17 protein-coding genes are annotated in these 16,242 nt (G+C 75.0%); 8 read left to right on the plus strand and 9 right to left on the minus strand.

Annotated features, from left to right (window positions below; translation table 11 throughout):
• Window positions 1–59: 59 nt before the first annotated feature.
• Both ABEA04_RS01585 and ABEA04_RS01590 read left to right on the plus strand, forming a co-directional pair.
• Window positions 60–674 carry a hypothetical protein gene (locus tag ABEA04_RS01585; protein WP_345453774.1) on the plus strand — a complete coding sequence of 205 codons (615 nt, stop codon included), beginning with the start codon at window positions 60–62 and terminating at the stop codon, window positions 672–674.
• Window positions 671–1,312, plus strand: coding sequence for a SecDF P1 head subdomain-containing protein (locus ABEA04_RS01590; protein WP_345453777.1), 642 nt, complete (start codon window positions 671–673; stop codon window positions 1,310–1,312). The genes ABEA04_RS01585 and ABEA04_RS01590 overlap by 4 nt, the downstream gene beginning before the upstream one ends.
• A gap of 6 nt (window positions 1,313–1,318) precedes the next feature.
• Here ABEA04_RS01590 and ABEA04_RS01595 read toward each other — a convergent pair whose 3' ends face one another.
• Both ABEA04_RS01595 and ABEA04_RS01600 read right to left on the minus strand, forming a co-directional pair.
• Entirely contained in the window at window positions 1,319–1,654 is a 336-nt protein-coding gene (locus ABEA04_RS01595; protein ID WP_345453780.1) for a sulfurtransferase TusA family protein, read from the minus strand.
• A gap of 24 nt (window positions 1,655–1,678) precedes the next feature.
• Window positions 1,679–2,605, minus strand: a complete 927-nt coding sequence (locus ABEA04_RS01600; RefSeq protein ID WP_345453782.1) for an EamA family transporter — start codon at window positions 2,603–2,605, stop codon at window positions 1,679–1,681.
• A gap of 39 nt (window positions 2,606–2,644) precedes the next feature.
• Between ABEA04_RS01600 and ABEA04_RS01605 the strand changes: the two genes are divergently transcribed.
• On the plus strand, window positions 2,645–3,163 hold the full coding sequence (locus tag ABEA04_RS01605) for a MarR family winged helix-turn-helix transcriptional regulator (protein ID WP_345453785.1): 519 nt from the start codon (window positions 2,645–2,647) through the stop codon (window positions 3,161–3,163).
• A gap of 3 nt (window positions 3,164–3,166) precedes the next feature.
• Here ABEA04_RS01605 and ABEA04_RS01610 read toward each other — a convergent pair whose 3' ends face one another.
• The 4 genes from ABEA04_RS01610 to ABEA04_RS01625 form a co-directional block, all read right to left on the minus strand.
• Window positions 3,167–4,009, minus strand: a complete 843-nt coding sequence (locus ABEA04_RS01610) for an aldo/keto reductase (protein WP_345453788.1) — start codon at window positions 4,007–4,009, stop codon at window positions 3,167–3,169.
• A 175-nt stretch (window positions 4,010–4,184) separates the two neighbouring features.
• Window positions 4,185–4,904 (minus strand): polysaccharide deacetylase family protein, encoded by a 720-nt coding sequence (locus ABEA04_RS01615; RefSeq protein WP_345453791.1) that lies wholly within the window; start codon window positions 4,902–4,904, stop codon window positions 4,185–4,187.
• A 33-nt stretch (window positions 4,905–4,937) separates the two neighbouring features.
• Window positions 4,938–5,936 carry a M28 family metallopeptidase gene (locus ABEA04_RS01620; protein WP_345453794.1) on the minus strand — a complete coding sequence of 333 codons (999 nt, stop codon included), beginning with the start codon at window positions 5,934–5,936 and terminating at the stop codon, window positions 4,938–4,940.
• 519 nt (window positions 5,937–6,455) lie between these two features.
• Window positions 6,456–7,163 (minus strand): aspartate/glutamate racemase family protein, encoded by a 708-nt coding sequence (locus tag ABEA04_RS01625; RefSeq protein ID WP_345453797.1) that lies wholly within the window; start codon window positions 7,161–7,163, stop codon window positions 6,456–6,458.
• Between the two features lie 71 nt (window positions 7,164–7,234).
• Here ABEA04_RS01625 and ABEA04_RS01630 point away from each other — a divergent pair, with 71 nt between their 5' ends.
• From ABEA04_RS01630 to ABEA04_RS01650, 5 genes are all read left to right on the plus strand, one after another.
• Entirely contained in the window at window positions 7,235–8,122 is an 888-nt protein-coding gene (locus tag ABEA04_RS01630) for a LysR family transcriptional regulator (protein ID WP_345453799.1), read from the plus strand.
• A 288-nt stretch (window positions 8,123–8,410) separates the two neighbouring features.
• Window positions 8,411–10,282, plus strand: coding sequence for a molecular chaperone DnaK (gene dnaK, locus ABEA04_RS01635; RefSeq protein WP_345453801.1), 1,872 nt, complete (start codon window positions 8,411–8,413; stop codon window positions 10,280–10,282).
• Window positions 10,279–10,893, plus strand: coding sequence for a nucleotide exchange factor GrpE (grpE, locus tag ABEA04_RS01640; RefSeq protein ID WP_345453804.1), 615 nt, complete (start codon window positions 10,279–10,281; stop codon window positions 10,891–10,893). The genes dnaK and grpE overlap by 4 nt, the downstream gene beginning before the upstream one ends.
• A 36-nt stretch (window positions 10,894–10,929) precedes the next feature.
• Window positions 10,930–12,120: a molecular chaperone DnaJ gene (gene dnaJ / locus ABEA04_RS01645; RefSeq protein ID WP_345453805.1), complete on the plus strand. Its 1,191-nt coding sequence runs from the start codon at window positions 10,930–10,932 to the stop codon at window positions 12,118–12,120.
• A gap of 127 nt (window positions 12,121–12,247) precedes the next feature.
• Window positions 12,248–12,670 (plus strand): heat shock protein transcriptional repressor HspR, encoded by a 423-nt coding sequence (locus ABEA04_RS01650; RefSeq protein ID WP_345453807.1) that lies wholly within the window; start codon window positions 12,248–12,250, stop codon window positions 12,668–12,670.
• On the opposite strand, the gene ABEA04_RS01655 is transcribed toward ABEA04_RS01650, so the two are convergent.
• From ABEA04_RS01655 to ABEA04_RS01665, 3 genes are read right to left on the minus strand one after another with little or no spacing between them, the layout of a single operon-like run.
• Window positions 12,567–13,871 carry a cellulase family glycosylhydrolase gene (locus ABEA04_RS01655; RefSeq protein WP_345453808.1) on the minus strand — a complete coding sequence of 435 codons (1,305 nt, stop codon included), beginning with the start codon at window positions 13,869–13,871 and terminating at the stop codon, window positions 12,567–12,569. The genes ABEA04_RS01650 and ABEA04_RS01655 overlap by 104 nt on opposite strands.
• The gene (locus ABEA04_RS01660; RefSeq protein ID WP_345453810.1) at window positions 13,864–15,081 is read right to left on the minus strand and encodes a glycosyltransferase; all 1,218 of its coding nucleotides are present in this window, start codon (window positions 15,079–15,081) and stop codon (window positions 13,864–13,866) included. The genes ABEA04_RS01655 and ABEA04_RS01660 overlap by 8 nt, the downstream gene beginning before the upstream one ends.
• On the minus strand, window positions 15,078–16,238 hold the full coding sequence (locus ABEA04_RS01665; protein WP_345453812.1) for a glycosyltransferase family 4 protein: 1,161 nt from the start codon (window positions 16,236–16,238) through the stop codon (window positions 15,078–15,080). Before ABEA04_RS01665 ends, ABEA04_RS01660 begins: the two co-directional genes overlap by 4 nt.
• Window positions 16,239–16,242: the final 4 nt, after the last annotated feature.

The raw sequence follows: 16,242 nt of genomic DNA on the forward strand, positions 1-16,242 counted from the left end.
ACGGCGGCCAGGTCACCGGCCGACTTGGTGCGTGCCCACCCGTCACGGACAATGACAACGTGAGCGACGACCAGCCCGGACGCCCCGCGGGGCAGCCGGACGCCGAGACGCCGGAGCCGGTGCGGCCCCGCGAGCGCCGTGGTCATCCCGTCCTGTGGGGCGTGGTCGCGCTGGTCGCGGTCGTGGCCGTGGTCGCCGGTGTCGTGGGCGGTGGCGTGCTGGCCGCCACCCGGGCGCTCGGCTTCGGTGACGCCGAGGTGGCCAGCGACGACACCACGCAGGCCGAGACGCTCTACCTGCCCACGCCGAGCGAGACCGGCGGCGAGCCGTCGCAGTCGATCACCCTGCGCGACGTCTCGCCGTCCGCGCCCACCTCGACCTACACCGAGAAGGCCGAGCCGGAGACCGAGATCACGCTGGTCGCGGGCCAGGAGGCGGTGGGCGTCTTCGAGCCGATCGACCTGAACGGCGACTACCCCGGCGGCGACGGCGCGGTGCTGCGCGTGCAGCAGTTCAAGGCAGGCGCCTGGACCGACTTCCCGGTCACCGCGCCGGTCAACGACGGGTCGTTCTACACCTTCATCCAGGCGAGCATGACCGGGGTCAACAAGTTCCGCATGAAGGACACCGACACCGGCGCGCTCTCCAACGTGGTCCGGGTCCGGATCGGATGAACGCCCCCACCCGGGCCGTCGCGCTCGGGACCGGGTGCCTGCTGGCGGCCCTCGTGCTGGCGGGCTGCTCCGGAGGCGGTGCGGCGAGCGGCGACGCCGGCGGCACGAGCAGCAGCAGCGGCAGCGCCACCGCCGTCGACGAGGGCTCCGGTCGCGCGCCGGGGCCGGTGCAGGTGCGGCTGGTGCGCGGCGGGCCGGACCGGCCGGCGGCGGCCTGCGCGGACGACGGCCGCACGGTGCCGCCCGAGTGCGACGTCGCCGGGCTCGACTGCGCCGACCCGGCGCGGACGCCGGCGCGCGACCCCATGGCCGCCTGCGCGGCCGGCGACCCCGACGCCCGCTACGTGCTCGACCCGGCCGAGGCCGTCGGCGGGGTGCTGCAGGCCCGCGCCGGTGAGGTGCCCGGCGGCGGCTGGCAGGTGCTGGTCACCTTCGGCGGGCGCAGCCGCGACGAGCTCGCGCTGCTGTCGAACAGCCTCAGCGGCACCACCGAGCAGGTCGCGTTCGTGGTCGACGGCCAGGTGGTCTCGACCGCCTCGTTCGTCTCGCCCATCGACGACGGCCGGCTGCAGCTGACCGGCGACTTCACCGAGGAGCAGGCCCGCGAGCTGGCCGGCGTGCTGCTCGCCGGCGGCTGAGCGGGCTCACTCCTCCGGGGGCACCGTCGGCACCGGCTGGTCGGTGAGCCGCCAGGGGGACGCCGGCTGCGTGGCCCGCGCGCCCGCGACGACGCGCACGCCGTAGCGGGGGGTGCCGTCGTCCGGCACCGGGCCGAGGTAGTCGTGCCCGGTGATGCGGCACCACGCGGGCAGGTCGATCGGGGCGACCGGGTCGGAGGTCTCGAGGTGCACGACGGAGCCGGGCGCGAGGTGCGCGACCTCGTCGCGCAGCAGCCGCAGCAGGCGGGCGCAGCCGAGGTCGCCGCCGCGCAGCAGCCAGGCGTCGGCGCCGTCGTCCTCGCCGGCGGGCACGCGCTCCACGCGCCCGATCATCCCCGACGTGCCTCAGCGACCGGCGAGCACCGGCTCGCGGACGGCGGGCTCCTCGGGGGTGGCGACGGGCGGTGCGGCACGCCGGCTGCGCCGCGAGCGACGCTGACCGGCGAGCACGCCGCCCAGCACCAGCGCCATGCCGAGCGCCTGGGTGAGCCCGAACGCCTCGGCGGCGAAGGCGACGCCGAGCACGGTGCCGGTGACGGGGTTGAGCAGGCCGACCAGCGAGACCGCGCCGGCGGGCAGTCGCGACAGGCCGTGGAACCAGCAGTAGTAGGCCACGATCGTGCCGACGACGCCGATCCAGAGGAAGCCGGCCGCGGCCGGGGCGTCGATGGCCGGCGGGGCGCCCTCGACGAGCAGCGCCACGGGCAGCAGCACCAGGCCGCCGACCACGAGCTGCCACGAGACGAGCGTGAGCATGCCGACCGGCGGCGCCCACCGCTTGACCAGCACGAAGCCGAGCGCCGAGACCGCCACCGAGCCGAACGCGCCGACGAGGCCGAGCGCGGTGACCCCGTCGCGGGACCCGAGCACCAGCAGGCCCACGCCGAGCAGCCCGACCAGCGCCGAGACGACGCGGACGGCGGTCGGCCGCTCCCGGATCAGCGGCCAGGCCAGGGCCATGACCACGAGCGGGCTGGCGGCCTGCACGGTGGCGGCCAGACCACCGGGCAGCCCGTAGGCGGCCAGGAAGACCAGCGGGAAGAACACGCCGATGTTGAGGACGCCGAGCACGACCGCCTTCCACCACCACGAGCCGCGAGGCAGCGTGCGGGTGACGGCGAGCAGCAGCAGGCCGGCGGGCAGGGCGCGCATGAGCGCGGCGAACAGCGGCCGGTCGGGCGGCAGCAGCTGCTCGGTGACGAGGTAGGTGGTGCCCCAGGCGAGCGGGGCGACGGCGGTCACGAGGCCCGCCCGCACAGCGTTAGTTTCCACGGAAGACAATTTATCTTCCGTGTCAGATATTGTCCAGCCATGACGCAGCGAGCGCCCGGCGACGACGGCGATCTCGACCATGTCGGCCGGATCCTGGCGCAGTGGCGCCACGAGCGGCCCGACCTCGACCCCTCGCCGATGGGCGTCATCGGCCGGCTGCACCGCCTGGCCGGGGTGCTGGACGCCGAGCTGCGCCCGGTCTTCGCCGAGGCCGGCCTCGGCGACGGCGACTTCGACGTGCTCGCCACGCTGCGGCGGGCGGGGGAGCCCTACGAGCTGACGCCGGGCGAGCTGGCAGCGACCACGATGGTCACCTCGGGCGCGGTCACCAAGCGGGTCGACCGGCTGCTGTCCGGCGGGTACGTCGAGCGCCGGGTGTGCGGCGACGACGCGCGCTCGCGCCGGATCCGGCTGACGCCGTCCGGTCTCACCCTGATCGACGACCTGGTCGGCCGGCACCTGGCCAACGAGCACCGTCTGCTCGCCGGCCTGGCGCCGGCCGACCGCGCCGAGCTGGCCCGCCTGCTGGAGCTGTGGGGGCGCACGCTCGACGGGTAGGACTCAGGCGTCGACGTTCAGCTCGTCGGGGTGCGGGCCGGTGCGGCCCGCCTCGCCCTTGTCGAGCCCGGTGATGGTGGCCATCTCGTCGTCGCTCAGCTCGAAGTCGAAGATGGCGAAGTTCTCGGCCATGCGCTCGGGGCTCATCGTCTTCGGGAAGACGATGTCGCCGCGCTGCACGTGCCAGCGCAGCGTCACCTGCGAGGGCGTCTTGTCGTGCGCCTCGCCGATCCCCACGATCGCCGGGTCGTCGAGCACCGCGCCCTGGGCGATCGGCGACCACGCCTCGACCACCGCGCCGTGCCGGTGGGTGGCCTCGCGGGCGGCCTCGTTGCCGAAGTAGGGGTGCGCCTCGATCTGGTTCACGACCGGGACGACGCCCGTCTCGGCCACGATGCGGTCGAGGTGCTCGGGCTGGAAGTTCGACACGCCGACCGAGCGGGCGCGGCCGTCGGCGACGAGCTCGGTGAGCACCTGCCAGGTGCTGACGAAGTCGCCGCCGTAGCTCTTCGGCAGCGGCCAGTGGATGAGGAACAGGTCGATCTGGGCGAGCCCGAGCTTGGCGAGCGTCTCGTCGAAGGCGCGGCGGGCGTCGTCCGGGCGGTGGAAGGTGTTGTTGAGCTTGCTGGTGATCCAGAGCTCGTCGCGCGGGATGCCGGAGGCGGCGATCGCGACGCCGGTCTCCTGCTCGTTGCCGTACATCTGGGCGGTGTCGATGTGGCGGTAGCCCGCCTCGAACGCCTTGGTGACGGTGTCGGCGGTCTGCTCGGGCGGCACCTGGAAGACGCCGAAGCCGAGCTGCGGGATCGCGGTCTGGTTGTTCAGGGTGATGGTGGGGACGGACATGCCCCCACCCGACCACGCCCACCCCGTCCCCGGCTCCACCCGTCGGGTCGGAGGCGGCCCCACGGTGGTCTCGAGGCTCGTCGCCGGGGCTCCTCGCACCTCGACCGTCGTCGGGGCCGATCGCACGGAGCACGCGGGCCCGGCCCCACGGACCCTGAGCTCGTCGAAGGGCCCCCTACGACAGGACGCCGGCGCGGGGCAGGCCGACGAGGCAGTAGCCCTCGCGGCGCAGCCGGTAGATCTCCGAGGGCAGGGCGGCGAGGGTGGCCTCGGAGTTGGTGACACCGTCGTGGTGCAGCACCACGCTGCCGGCGGTGCCGCGGGCGAAGACCTGGGCGAGCGTCGTCCGCCGGATGCCGGCCGGGGACAGGCCGTCCCAGTCGCGGGAGTCGACGGTCCAGAGCACCGGCACTGCGCCGAGACCGCGCAGCACCCGCTCGACGCGGGCGTCGGTGGCGCCGTACGGCGGGCGCACGTAGCGGCTGGCGTGGTGGACGCCGGCCGCCCGCAGCGCCCGCCAGGTGGCGCGCACCTCGCGGCGGACCTCCGCCCGGCCGAGCTCGGTGAGCTTCGCGTGCGTCTCGGTGTGGTTGGCGACGGTGAAGCCCCGGCGGGCCACGAGGCGGGCGACCTCGGGGTGGGCGCGCACCCGCTCGCCGGTCATGAAGAACGTGGCGGGCACGTGGTGGCGGCGCAGCAGCCGCACCAGGCGCGGCGTCACCGTCGGCGACGGGCCGTCGTCGAAGGTGAGCGCCACGTTCCCCGCCGAGCACCGGGCCGGCGCGGCGGGCGCCGACGCCGGGGCGGGCGCCACGCCGACGGTCAGCAGGGCGACGGTGACGACGGTGCCCAGCAGGGCGGCCGTCCGGACGCGGAGGCGGGAGGTGGTGCGCATGCCCGTGTGATGCGCGAGCACCGCTCCCGGTTGTCAGGCCAGCCAGGCCGCCATCAGCCGCCCGACGCGGTCGAGCTGGGCGCGCGAGACGACGTCCGCGGTGTCGCCCTCGGAGTGGTAGCCGGCGTACGGCGTGCTGCCGAGCCGGGCGGCGGGCAGGCCGTCGCGCACGAACGACCAGTGGTCGCTGGAGCGCTGGAACAGGTCGATCTCGGTCGGGACGCCGGCCTCGCGCCCGGCGCGCTGCAGCCGGTCGGTGATGGCGTTGGGCTCGGCCGCGCTGCCGACGGGCACCGCCTCGCCGACGCCGACCCGGTCGAGCGAGACCATCGCGCGCAGCGAGCGCCGTTGCGCCGGCGTGAGCGAGGCGACGTAGGCGCGCGAGCCGTAGTGGTGGTCGTCGTCGGTGGGCCCGCGCGGCTCCTCCGACCCGAACGCCACGAGCACGACCGGCAGCCGGGTGCGGCGTCCGTCCAGCGCCTCGGCGAGGGCGAGGACGACGCCGACGCCCGAGGCGTTGTCCTCGGCGCCGGGCGCCTGGGGGACGGTGTCGAGGTGGGCGCCGACGAGCAGCCACGGCTCGCCCGGCCGCACGTCGCCGCGGGTGGCGACGAGGTTGACCGACGGCCCGGCCTCGACCGGCACGCCCCACGAGACGCCGCCGGGGGTCGCGAACCGCTGCCGCTCGACCCGCCAGCCGTGGCCGGTCAGCTGCTGCTCGACCCAGTCGGCCGCCTCGCGGTAGGCGGGTGAGGTGCCCGGGCGCGGCCCGATCTCGCCGGCGAGGTGGCGGACGGCGGCCACCGCGGTGGCCGGGCGGACGTCGTCCGGGGTGAGCCGTGGGTCGGGCTCGGGCGGCTCCGGCGCGGGCTCGGACGGGGTGGGGTCGGGCGTCGCCGACGGCGTTGTCGGCGCGGTCGGCGCGCTCGTGGACGGCGTCGCCGTCGCCCCGGTCGGCCCGGCGTCGTCGTCCGGGCTCGAGCACCCGGCGAGCAGCACGGCGCCGGTCACCGCCACCGCCAGCCGTCTCATGGCCCCGAGTGTGGCCGACGGGCGAAGCCGCGGGCTCCGACGATGGTCCGGCAGGAGCCGGCTGGGACGGTGGTCGAGGTGCGAGGAGCCCTGGCGACGAGCCTCGAGACCCCCGGCCCTGCACGCCGACCCGGCCACGGGCCTGGTTGTCGGGATGTCGCCGGTGGTCGAGCAGCGAGCGTCTGCGCGAGCGTCGTCGAGACCACCCGCCGTCCACGGGCAGGTCCCCGGGCGGCGTCCCTTCGACAGGCTCAGGGTCCGTGGGGTCGGGTTGGCGTGTGCGGTGGGAGGTCTCGAGGCTCGGCCGTGGCCGGCCTCGCACCTCGACCACCGTGGACGACGCCGGCTCGGACGATGGTCGAGGTGCGAGGAGCCCTGGCGACGAGCCTTGAGACCACCCGCCGTCCACGGGCAGGTCCCCGTGCGGCGTCCCTTCGACAGGCTCAGGGTCCGTGGGTCGGGTTCGCTTGAGCGGTGGGAGGCTTCGCCCCTCGACCGCCGGCCGTGCCCGGCCGCGGGTCAGGCGAGCGCGGGCTCGGTCTGCAGGGCGAGGTCGACGAGCAGCTCGACGTGCGCGACGGCGGAGTCGACGACGGGCAGGGGTGCGTCGCCCGGGCCGACGAGCAGCCCGATCTCGGTGCAGGCGAGCACGCAGGCGTCGGCACCGCGGGCGCCGAGGTCGCGCATGACGTCGACGTAGGCGGCGCGCGACTCGTCGCGGAAGACGCCCTGGGTGATCTCGTCGAACACGACGCGGTCGACCAGCTCGCGGCCGGTCTCGTCGGGCACGACGACGTCGATGCCGTGCCGGGCGAGCCGCTCGGCGTAGAAGGTCTCCTCCATCACCCAGCGGGCGCCGAGCAGGCCGAGCGTGCGCCAGCCCTCACGCCTCGCGACGGCCGCGACGGCGTCGGCGATGTGGACGGCGGGCACGCTCACGGCGTCCTCGAGGGCGGCGAAGTTCTTGTGCATCAGGTTGGTGCAGAGCGCGACGACGTCGGCGCCACCGGCCTCGCAGCGGCGGGCGGCGTCGGCGAGCAGGGCGGCCGACTCCTCCCACGCGCCGCGCAGCTGGCAGTCGCGCACCTCGGCGAAGTCGAGCGACTGCAGCGAGATGCGGGCCGAGGCGTGGCCGCCGCGGCGGGCGGCGACCTGCTCGTTGAGCATCCGGTAGTAGGTGGCCGTGGAGTGCCACGACATGCCGCCGACGAGGCCGATCGTCTTCATGGCCCCACGATGGCCGACGAACCGGACCCAAGGAATCCGTGTTCTGCTTCGCCGGTCCATAAACTGTGCTTATGGCCCTCGACGCCCGCCGCACACTGATCTTCCGCGAGGTGGCCCGCGCGGGCTCGATCAGTGCGGCCGCCCGCGAGCTCGGCTGGACCCAGCCCGCCGTCAGCCAGCACCTCGCCCGGCTCGAGCGCGACGCCGGCGGTCCGCTGCTGCTGCGCGGCCCCGGCGGCGTCACGCCCACCGAGGCCGGCCGCGCCCTGCTGCGACGCGCGGACGTCGTCGCCGCCGAGCTGCACGCCGCCGAGGAGGAGCTCGCCGCCCTCACCGAGCTGCGCGGCGGCCGGGTGCGGCTGGTCGCCTTCCCGTCGGCGGCGGCCACCGTCGTCCCCGGTGCCCTGGGGGCGCTCGCCGCCTCGCACCCCGACGTCGAGGTGGGGCTCGAGGAGGCCGAGCCGCCGGAGGCGATGGTCGCCGTGAGCGCGGGCGACGCCGACCTCGCGCTCGTCTTCGGCTACGACGGCGCCCCCGCCGGGCTCGGTCCGCTGGTGTGGCGGCCGCTGCACGACGAGCCGGTGCACCTGGTCGTCCCGCCCGGCACGCGCATCGGGCGCCGCGGCCTCGCCGGCCTCGCCGACGCCGAGTGGATCGGTGGCTGCGTGCGCTGCCGCACCCACCTCGTCGAGCGCTGCGAGGCGGCCGGCTTCACCCCCGCCATCCGCCACACCACCGACGACTACGTGGTGGTGCAGAACCTGGTGGCGCGCGGCCTGGGGGTCACCGCGCTGCCGGCGTCCGCGCTCGAGGCCTACCGGCACCGCGGCGTGCGCGTCGTCGAGCTCGCCGACCTCGGACGACGTCACGTCGGCCTGGCCTTCCGGCCCGGCGCGGACGCCGTCCCCGCCACCGCCGCCCTCATCGAGCAGATCGCCGCGGCCGGCCCGCGGGTCTGACGCACAAGGGCCCGGCGGAGGCCGGTCCCACGGACCGCGAGGCCGTCCCAGGGGCCTCATGCCCGGGTCCGCGTCGACGGTGCGGGGTCTCGAGGCTCGGCCGTGGCCGGCCTCGCACCTCGACCACCGTGGGACCGCCACGGCGACGGAGTGGGGCCCGCGGCCGGGAACATCCCGCGGCCGGGCGAGGTTGTGCCCTGTGTCAGACTTGAGTCATCGCGGCTCAACTAGCTTGATACCGAGTCTGCAACCCACGCACCACCCGGCTTCCCAGAGGAGAGACACACCATGGCACGAGCTGTCGGCATCGACCTCGGCACGACGAACAGCGTCGTCGCGGTCCTGGAGGGCGGCGAGCCCACCGTCATCGCCAACGCCGAGGGCGCCCGCACCACGCCGTCCGTCGTGGCCTTCGCCAAGTCCGGCGAGGTGCTCGTCGGCGAGGTGGCCAAGCGGCAGGCGGTCACCAACGTCGACCGCACCATCCGGTCGGTCAAGCGTCACATGGGCACCGACTGGACCGAGAAGATCGACGACAAGACCTTCAACCCCCAGCAGATCAGCGCCTTCGTGCTGCAGAAGCTCAAGCGCGACGCCGAGGCCTACCTCGGCGAGACCGTCACCGACGCGGTGATCACGGTCCCCGCCTACTTCTCCGACGCGCAGCGCCAGGCCACCAAGGAGGCCGGCGAGATCGCGGGCCTCAACGTCAGCCGCATCGTCAACGAGCCCACCGCGGCGGCGCTCGCCTACGGCCTCGACAAGGGCGACTCCGACCAGACCATCCTGGTCTTCGACCTCGGCGGCGGCACGTTCGACGTCTCGCTGCTCGAGGTGGGCAAGGACGACGACGGCTTCTCCACCATCGAGGTCAAGGCGACCTCCGGTGACAACCACCTCGGTGGCGACGACTGGGACAACCGGGTCGTCGAGTGGATGGTCACCAAGTTCAAGGGCAACAACGGCGTCGACCTCGCCGCCGACAAGATCGCCAAGCAGCGCCTCCAGGAGGCCGCCGAGAAGGCGAAGATCGAGCTGTCGAGCTCGAGCGAGACCACGATCCACCTGCCCTACATCACCCACGGCGAGTCCGGCCCCCTCCACTTCGAGGAGAAGCTGACCCGCTCGGAGTTCCAGAAGATCACCGCCGACCTGCTCGACCGCACCAAGGAGCCGTTCAAGGCGGTCCTCAAGGACGGCGGCGTGGCGGTCTCGGCGATCGACCACGTGGTGATGGTCGGCGGCTCGACCCGCATGCCCGCGGTCACCGACGTCGTCAAGGAGCTGCTCGGCGGCAAGGAGCCCAACAAGGGCGTCAACCCCGACGAGGTCGTCGCGGTCGGCGCGGCCCTGCAGGCCGGCGTCCTCAAGGGCGAGGTCAAGGACGTGCTGCTGCTCGACGTCACCCCGCTCTCCCTCGGCATCGAGACCAAGGGCGGCGAGTTCAACGTGCTCATCGAGCGCAACACCACGATCCCGGCCAAGCGGTCGCAGATCTACACCACCGCCGACGACAACCAGCCCTCGGTCGAGATCAAGGTCGCCCAGGGCGAGCGCGCGATGTGGGCGCAGAACCAGCCGCTCGGCAACTTCGAGCTGACCGGTCTGCCGCCGGCCCCGCGCGGCGTCCCGAAGATCGAGGTCACCTTCGACATCGACGCCAACGGCATCGTGCACGTCTCGGCGAAGGACCAGGGCTCCGGCAAGGAGCAGTCGATGACGATCTCCGGTGGCTCGGCCCTCGGCAAGGACGAGATCGACCGCATGGTCAAGGAGGCCGAGCAGTACGCGGCCGAGGACGCCGAGCGTCGCGCGGCCGTCGAGACCCGCAACCAGGCCGACCAGCTGGTCTACACGACCGAGAAGTTCCTGGCCGACAACGCCGAGAAGATCCCCGAGGACGTGCAGACCGAGGTCAAGGCCGACGTCGAGTCGCTCAAGGCGACCCTCGAGGACGCCGAGGCCGACACCGCCGCGATCTCGGCGGGCGTGGCGAAGCTGAACGAGTCGAGCCAGAAGATGGGTGCGGCGATGTACGCCGCGGCCGAGGCCGACTCCTCCGCCGCCGGCGGCACCACCGGCGCCACCGGTGAGTCCGACGACGACATCGTCGACGCCGAGGTCGTCGACGACGACGAGAAGTCGGACGACGCCAAGTGACCGACCCGGCACCCGACCGGACCCATCCCGAGGCCGAGGCCGCCGCGTCCGACGACGCGGCGGCCCCGCCGGCCGACGGCTCGCTGGAGGACGAGGCGCACGCCGCCGCCGAGGCGGCCGAGGCCGACCCCGAGGCCGACGGCGCCACGGACCCTGAGCCTGTCGAAGGGCAGGACGGCGAGCTCGCCGCCGCGCAGCAGCTGGCCGACGAGCGCCTCGCCGACCTGCAGCGGGTCCAGGCGGAGTTCCTCAACTACAAGCGCCGCGTCGACCGTGACCGCGACCTGGTGAGCGAGAACGCGACCTACAAGGCGCTCGCGCCGATCGTCGACGTCCTCGACACCATCGACCGCGCCCGCGAGCACGGCGAGGTGGAGGGCGGCCTCAAGAGCGTCGCCGACCAGCTCGAGCGGGTCGTCAGCGGTCTCGGCCTGGTGCGCTTCGGCGCCCCGGGCGAGCCGTTCGACCCCAACCTGCACGAGGCGCTGGCCCACCAGGGCACCGACGCCGACGTCGAGGTGACGACGGTGCAGGTGCTGGTGAAGGCCGGCTACAAGATCGGCGACCGGGTCGTGCGCGCCGCGCAGGTGCTCGTCGTCGACCCCGAGTAAGAACAGCACGCGAGACGCACGAGGGAAGGAGGACGGATGGCCGAGCAGGAGTTCAAGCCCGAGTGGGCGACCAAGGACTTCTACCAGGTGCTCGGGGTGAGCAAGGACGCCCCGATCGCCGACATCAAGAAGGCCTACCGCAAGCTCGCCCGCGAGAACCATCCCGACTCCAACCCCGGCGACACCGCCAAGCACGAGCGGTTCAAGGCGGTCTCGGAGGCCTACGGCGTCGTCGGTGACGCCGAGAAGCGGGCCAAGTACGACGAGATGCGCACGCTCTACGGCAGCGGCGGGTTCGGCGGCTTCGGCGGTGGGGGCGGGGGCTACCGCTACACCGGCGGCGGCTCCGGCGGCGGGTTCAACCTCGACGACATCCTCGGCGACCGCAACCGCAGCGGCGGGTTCGGCGAGATGTTCGGCGACCTGTTCAGCGGCGGCGGACGCCGTACGCAGCAGGCGCGTCGTCCGGTCAAGGGCACCGACGTCGAGAGCAGCACCACCGTCGGGTTCACCGACGCGCTGGACGGCGTCACCGTCTCGCTGCGGCTCACCTCCGACGCGGCATGTCCCGACTGCCAGGGCACCGGCGGCAAGCCCGGCACGAAGCCGCGCATCTGCCCCGAGTGCGAGGGCGCGGGCTACGTGGTCTCCGGCGTGGGCGGGGCGTTCTCGATGAACGAGACCTGCCCGCGCTGCGGCGGCCGCCAGCTGATCTACGACGAGCGCTGCCCCACCTGCCAGGGCTCGGGCCGCGGCACGTCGGCGCGCACCATCCAGGCCCGCATCCCCGCGGGCGTCAAGGACGGTCAGCGCATCCGGCTGCGCGGCAAGGGCGCCCCGGGCGAGAACGGCGGCCCGGCCGGCGACCTCTACATCACCGTCAAGGTCACCCCGCACCGCGTCTTCGGGCGCAGCGGCGACAACCTGACGATCGACGTCCCGGTCGGCTTCGACGAGGCCGCGCTCGGCGCCGAGGTGAAGATCCCGACGCTGGGCGGCGCCCCGGTCACGCTCCGCGTCCCCGCCGGCACCCCCAGCGGCCGCACCTTCCGGGTGCGCGGCCGCGGCGCCACCCGCAAGGACGGCACCCGCGGCGACCTGCTGGCCACCGTCGAGGTGCAGGTGCCCGCGGTGCTGGACGCCGAGGCGCGGGCGGCCGTGGAGGCCTACCGCACCGCCGTCGCCGGCAAGCCGCTGCGGGCCGGGCTGTTCGAGGACGTGTCGTGAACGTCGGTCACGGCACGCCCCCGCCCGACGCCGCCATCCAGTGCACCCCACGACGTTCTCCGGCTCCCCCGCTTCGCTCCGCCGCCGGACAACGCTGCGGGGACCCCGCCGAGGGTGAGGTCCGGTCATGACGACACCTCCACCCGACGCGGCCATTTATGTGATCTCGGTGGCGGCCGAGCTGACCGGGCTGCACCCGCAGACGCTCCGCACCTACGAGCGGCTCGGGCTCGTGACGCCGGGCCGCACGGGCGGCGGTGGCCGCCGCTACTCGCTGCACGACATCGAGCGGCTGCGCTCGATCGCCGAGCTGACGTCGTCCGGCATCGGCCTGGAGGGGGTGCGTCGCATCCTCGAGCTGGAGCACCGCGTCGCCGCGCTCACCGCGCGCAACGACGAGCTGCAGGCCGAGCTGGCCGCGACCCGCGAGTCGCTGCGCGGCGCGCTCAGCGCGCGGCCCGCGACCGAGGTCGGCCGGCCCAACCGGCTGCCCGTGCCGCACCAGCCGGCCGTGCCGCAGTCGATCGTGGTCTGGCGCCGGGGCCGCTGACGCGCCGTCGGCGCCGCACCGCACGACGTCCCGTGCCCCGGCCTGCCGCCGTGGCGTGCAGGCCCGCGGCGGCGTCGGCCAGCACCGCGAACACCGGGTCGTCGCTGCCCACCAGCACGCCGTACCCGTCGGTGTCCTGCACGTTGAGCTGCCAGAGCAGGTAGCCCGACGCGCCCGCCGCGAACGCGGCGGCGATCTTGCCGCGGAACAGCCCGGCGCGGCGCTCCTCGCCGCCCACCTTGGCGGGGTCGAGGCCGGCCTCGCCGACGACGATCGGCAGCCCCAGCTGCTGGGCGATCGCGAAGGAGCAGCCGATCTCGGCGTCGAGGGCGTCGCAGTCGTCGGGGTCGGGCAGCGTGCCGTCGGCGTCCGCGCCGGGCATGGCCTCGTCGTCGGAGCCGTAGAAGCCCCAGTCGTGCACCTCGGCGAAGTCGACCCCGTCGACGCCGTAGACGTCGCGGAAGTCGGCCCCGCTCGTGCCGGGGGCGCCGTTTGACTGCGTGCCCACCGTGACGAGGTGGTGCGGGTCGGCCGCCCGCACGACCGCGGCCATGTCGCGGGCGAACCCGACGAGCACGCTGCGGCCGTCGGCGGTGCGCGCGTAGGTCTCGCCCTCGTTGAGCAGCGACCACCCGATGATCGTCGGGTCGTCGCGGTAGTGCCGCGCGACGGTGGCGGCGTAGTCGCGGTAGGAGACGGTGGCGGTGCCGTAGGGCACGCGGTAGCCCTCGGAGTACCAGTCGACCCCCGCCATCCGCAGCGGGACGGCGGGCTCGCCCGTCGAGCAGTTGCCCTGGCCGTCCTCGAGCACCGGCAGCACCCGCAGGCCGTGCGCGCGGGCGGCGTCGAGCACCCGGTCGACCCCGGAGAAGTCGGTGCCGCCCGCGGTGTAGGGCTGGAAGACCCAGAACCGGACGACGGTGCCGCCGGCGTCGGCGACGCTGCGCATGGCCTCGTCGAGGGCGGCGTCGTCGAGCCGGGTCGACGGTGAGCAGGAGTACAGGTCGGACGCGGCGGCGTCGTACAGGTTGAAGCCCACGAAGCGGAACGGGGCGCCGTCGACCTGCAGGGTCGTGCCCGACCGGGTCACGAACGCCTCGGTCGGGGGCGAGCAGCCTACGAGCCCGCCGAGCAGGCCGACGACCGCGGCGACCAGGGCCGACGTCACCGTGGTCGCGAGCCGCCGGGGGCCCTCAGCCACGGCGTCGCGCCAGCAGCCGCTCGTAGAGGTCGTCGAGCCGGGCGGCGGCCTCGCGGGCGCCGTAGGTGCGGCTCACCGACGTCGGTGCGCCGGCCCGCCCGTGGGCCGGGGACGACGCGAGCGCCGCGGTCACCGCGGCCCGCAGCCGCTCGGCGTCCAGCTCGTCGTCACCGGACGGCGGCACGCGGTGGGCGAGCTCCGGCACCTCGGGCAGCTCGTCGAGGGCGGGGCACTCGGCGTAGACCACGGGCAGCCCGGTGCCGAGGGCCTCGACGACCGCCATGCCGAACGTCTCGTCGGCCGAGGCGCTGACCAGCACGTCCATCGCGGCCAGCACCGGACCCATCTGCTCGCGCGGGCCCAGCCAGCGCACCGCGTGCGCGACGCCGAGCCGGTCGGCCAACGCCCGCAGGTCGGCCGCGAGCGGACCGTCACCGGCCACGACGAGCACGGTCCCGGCGCCGGCCCCGCCGGCCCCGTCGGCCCCGTCGGCCCCGTCGCGCAGCAGCGGCGCCAGGGCCCGGAGCACCACGTCGAGGCGCTTGACCGGCGCCAGTCGTCCCACCGCGCCGACGACGCGGGTGTCCGGGCCGACGCCGAGCTCTGCGCGCAGCCCGTCGCGGGCGGCGTCGTCGAAGGCGAGCGCGTCGAGGTCGACGCCCAGCCGGGTCACCGCGACCCGGTCGGGCCGCACCCCCCACCGGTGCAGCCGGTCGGCCGTGGCGGCCGAGACGGCGACGGTGTGGGTGGCGAGCCGCTCGACCGCGAGGTAGAGCAGCCGCAGCCACCACGTCAGGGGCCGGCCCTCGAGGGTGTCGGCCATCAGCGAGTGCTCGGTCGAGACGACGACGGGCACGCGGGCCAGGCGGGCGGCGGGGATGCCGATCACCTGCGCCGAGAGCAGGTGCACGTGCACGACGTCGGGCCGCAGGCGACGGATGTGGCGCGCCAGCAGCAGCGGCGCGAAGGGCTTGCGCCACCCGGTGGCCCGCAGCTCGGTGACCTCGACCCCGCCGGCGCGGATGGCGTCGGCGACCGGCCCGCCGGCGTACAGCGTGACCACCGCGCTGCTGTGGCGGGTGCGTGCGGTGACCAGCTCGAGCTGCCGCTCGGCCCCGCCGGTGGTGAGGGTGGTGATGACGTGCAGCACCTGCACCGGGCGGTGCGGCCGCAGCACCGCCGCGGCCCGTCGTCCGAGCGTGCTGGTCACCGTCGGCCCCGCAGCACCCGGCGGTAGACGGCGGCGACGCCCTCGGCGGTGGTCTCCCAGGTCGGCAGGTCGACGGCGCGGCGCTCGTGCGGGCCCGGGCGGGCCGCGGTGGCGCGCAGGGCGTCGACGAGGGCGTCGGCGACCGCGAGCGCCGAGGCGTCGGCCGGCACGCCGGTGACCAGGCCGTCGGCCACCAGGTCGCCGGTGCCGGCCACGTCGAGCCCGACGACGGGCAGCCCCACGGTGACCGCCTCCATGACGCCGACCGGGTGGGCCTCGTACGACGACAGCGCCGCCATCACGCCGGCGGTCGCGAGCTCGCGGGCCATCGCGGAGCGGTCGTGGGGCGGCAGGTGCCGGATGGTCACGGCGTCCTCGACCCCGAGCCGCGCGGCCATCGAGCGCAGCGCCGGCTCGTAGTCGCCGCTGCCGAGGATCAGCAGGTCGGCCTCCGGCACGACCTGGCGCACCAGCGGCAGGGCCTGGATGGCGCGGTGGTGGCCCTTGTAGTGCTCGAGGCGACCGGCCGAGACGATGCGGCCGGGTCGCGGCGAGACCGCCTCGGGCAGCAGCGGCAGGGCCCCGCCGTTGGGCACGACGCTGAACCGGGTCTCGTCGATGCCGGTGGCGCCGGCGAAGTGCGCCCGCTCGAAGCGGCTCACCGCGATCAGGTGCTCGGCGCGGCGCAGCATCGGGGTGAGGGCGCGCCACTGCAGCCGGCGCGCGTCGCGCCGGGCGGGTGAGGAGTGCCCGCCGCTGTGGAAGGTCACGACGTACGGCGTCCGCGAGGCGCGGGCGGCCGCCATCGCCACGGGCGGCACGAAGGTGTGCACGCCCTGCACGTGCACCAGGTCCCACCGCCCGCGCGCCACGTCGGCGGCCACGCCGGGGGAGAGGTAGTAGTCGCGCTCGGCCGGCCACGAGCGCCGCCGCAGCACGCGGTAGCCGTCCCGGGTCTCGGATCGGTCGAGGGCGCCGCTGCGGTCGGTGGCGAGCACGGTCACGTCGAACTCGCCGGCCGCGGCGAGCCGGGAGGCCACCTCGGCGACGTGGGTCTCGGTGCCGCCCATCTCGGGCAGGAAGCGCTGCGTCACCATCAGCACGCGCGGCCGGTCGGGGTTCGGGTCGGGGCTGGTCGGGCTGGTCGGGCTTGTCATGAGG

The organism is Nocardioides marinquilinus (assembly GCF_039543705.1).
Taxonomy (GTDB): domain Bacteria; phylum Actinomycetota; class Actinomycetes; order Propionibacteriales; family Nocardioidaceae; genus Nocardioides; species Nocardioides marinquilinus.

What these genes read in the sequence shown, in the direction of transcription:
- ABEA04_RS01650 (WP_345453807.1), top strand. Translation starts at nt 12,248, where the DNA reads ATGACGACACCTCCACCCGACGCGGCCATTTATGTGATCTCGGTGGCG.
- ABEA04_RS01665 (WP_345453812.1), bottom strand. Translation starts at nt 16,238, where the DNA reads ATGACAAGCCCGACCAGCCCGACCAGCCCCGACCCGAACCCCGACCGG.
- ABEA04_RS01605 (WP_345453785.1), top strand. Translation starts at nt 2,645, where the DNA reads ATGACGCAGCGAGCGCCCGGCGACGACGGCGATCTCGACCATGTCGGC.
- ABEA04_RS01610 (WP_345453788.1), bottom strand. Translation starts at nt 4,009, where the DNA reads ATGTCCGTCCCCACCATCACCCTGAACAACCAGACCGCGATCCCGCAG.
- ABEA04_RS01590 (WP_345453777.1), top strand. Translation starts at nt 671, where the DNA reads ATGAACGCCCCCACCCGGGCCGTCGCGCTCGGGACCGGGTGCCTGCTG.
- ABEA04_RS01620 (WP_345453794.1), bottom strand. Translation starts at nt 5,936, where the DNA reads ATGAGACGGCTGGCGGTGGCGGTGACCGGCGCCGTGCTGCTCGCCGGG.
- ABEA04_RS01630 (WP_345453799.1), top strand. Translation starts at nt 7,235, where the DNA reads ATGGCCCTCGACGCCCGCCGCACACTGATCTTCCGCGAGGTGGCCCGC.
- ABEA04_RS01625 (WP_345453797.1), bottom strand. Translation starts at nt 7,163, where the DNA reads ATGAAGACGATCGGCCTCGTCGGCGGCATGTCGTGGCACTCCACGGCC.
- dnaJ (WP_345453805.1), top strand. Translation starts at nt 10,930, where the DNA reads ATGGCCGAGCAGGAGTTCAAGCCCGAGTGGGCGACCAAGGACTTCTAC.
- dnaK (WP_345453801.1), top strand. Translation starts at nt 8,411, where the DNA reads ATGGCACGAGCTGTCGGCATCGACCTCGGCACGACGAACAGCGTCGTC.
- ABEA04_RS01615 (WP_345453791.1), bottom strand. Translation starts at nt 4,904, where the DNA reads ATGCGCACCACCTCCCGCCTCCGCGTCCGGACGGCCGCCCTGCTGGGC.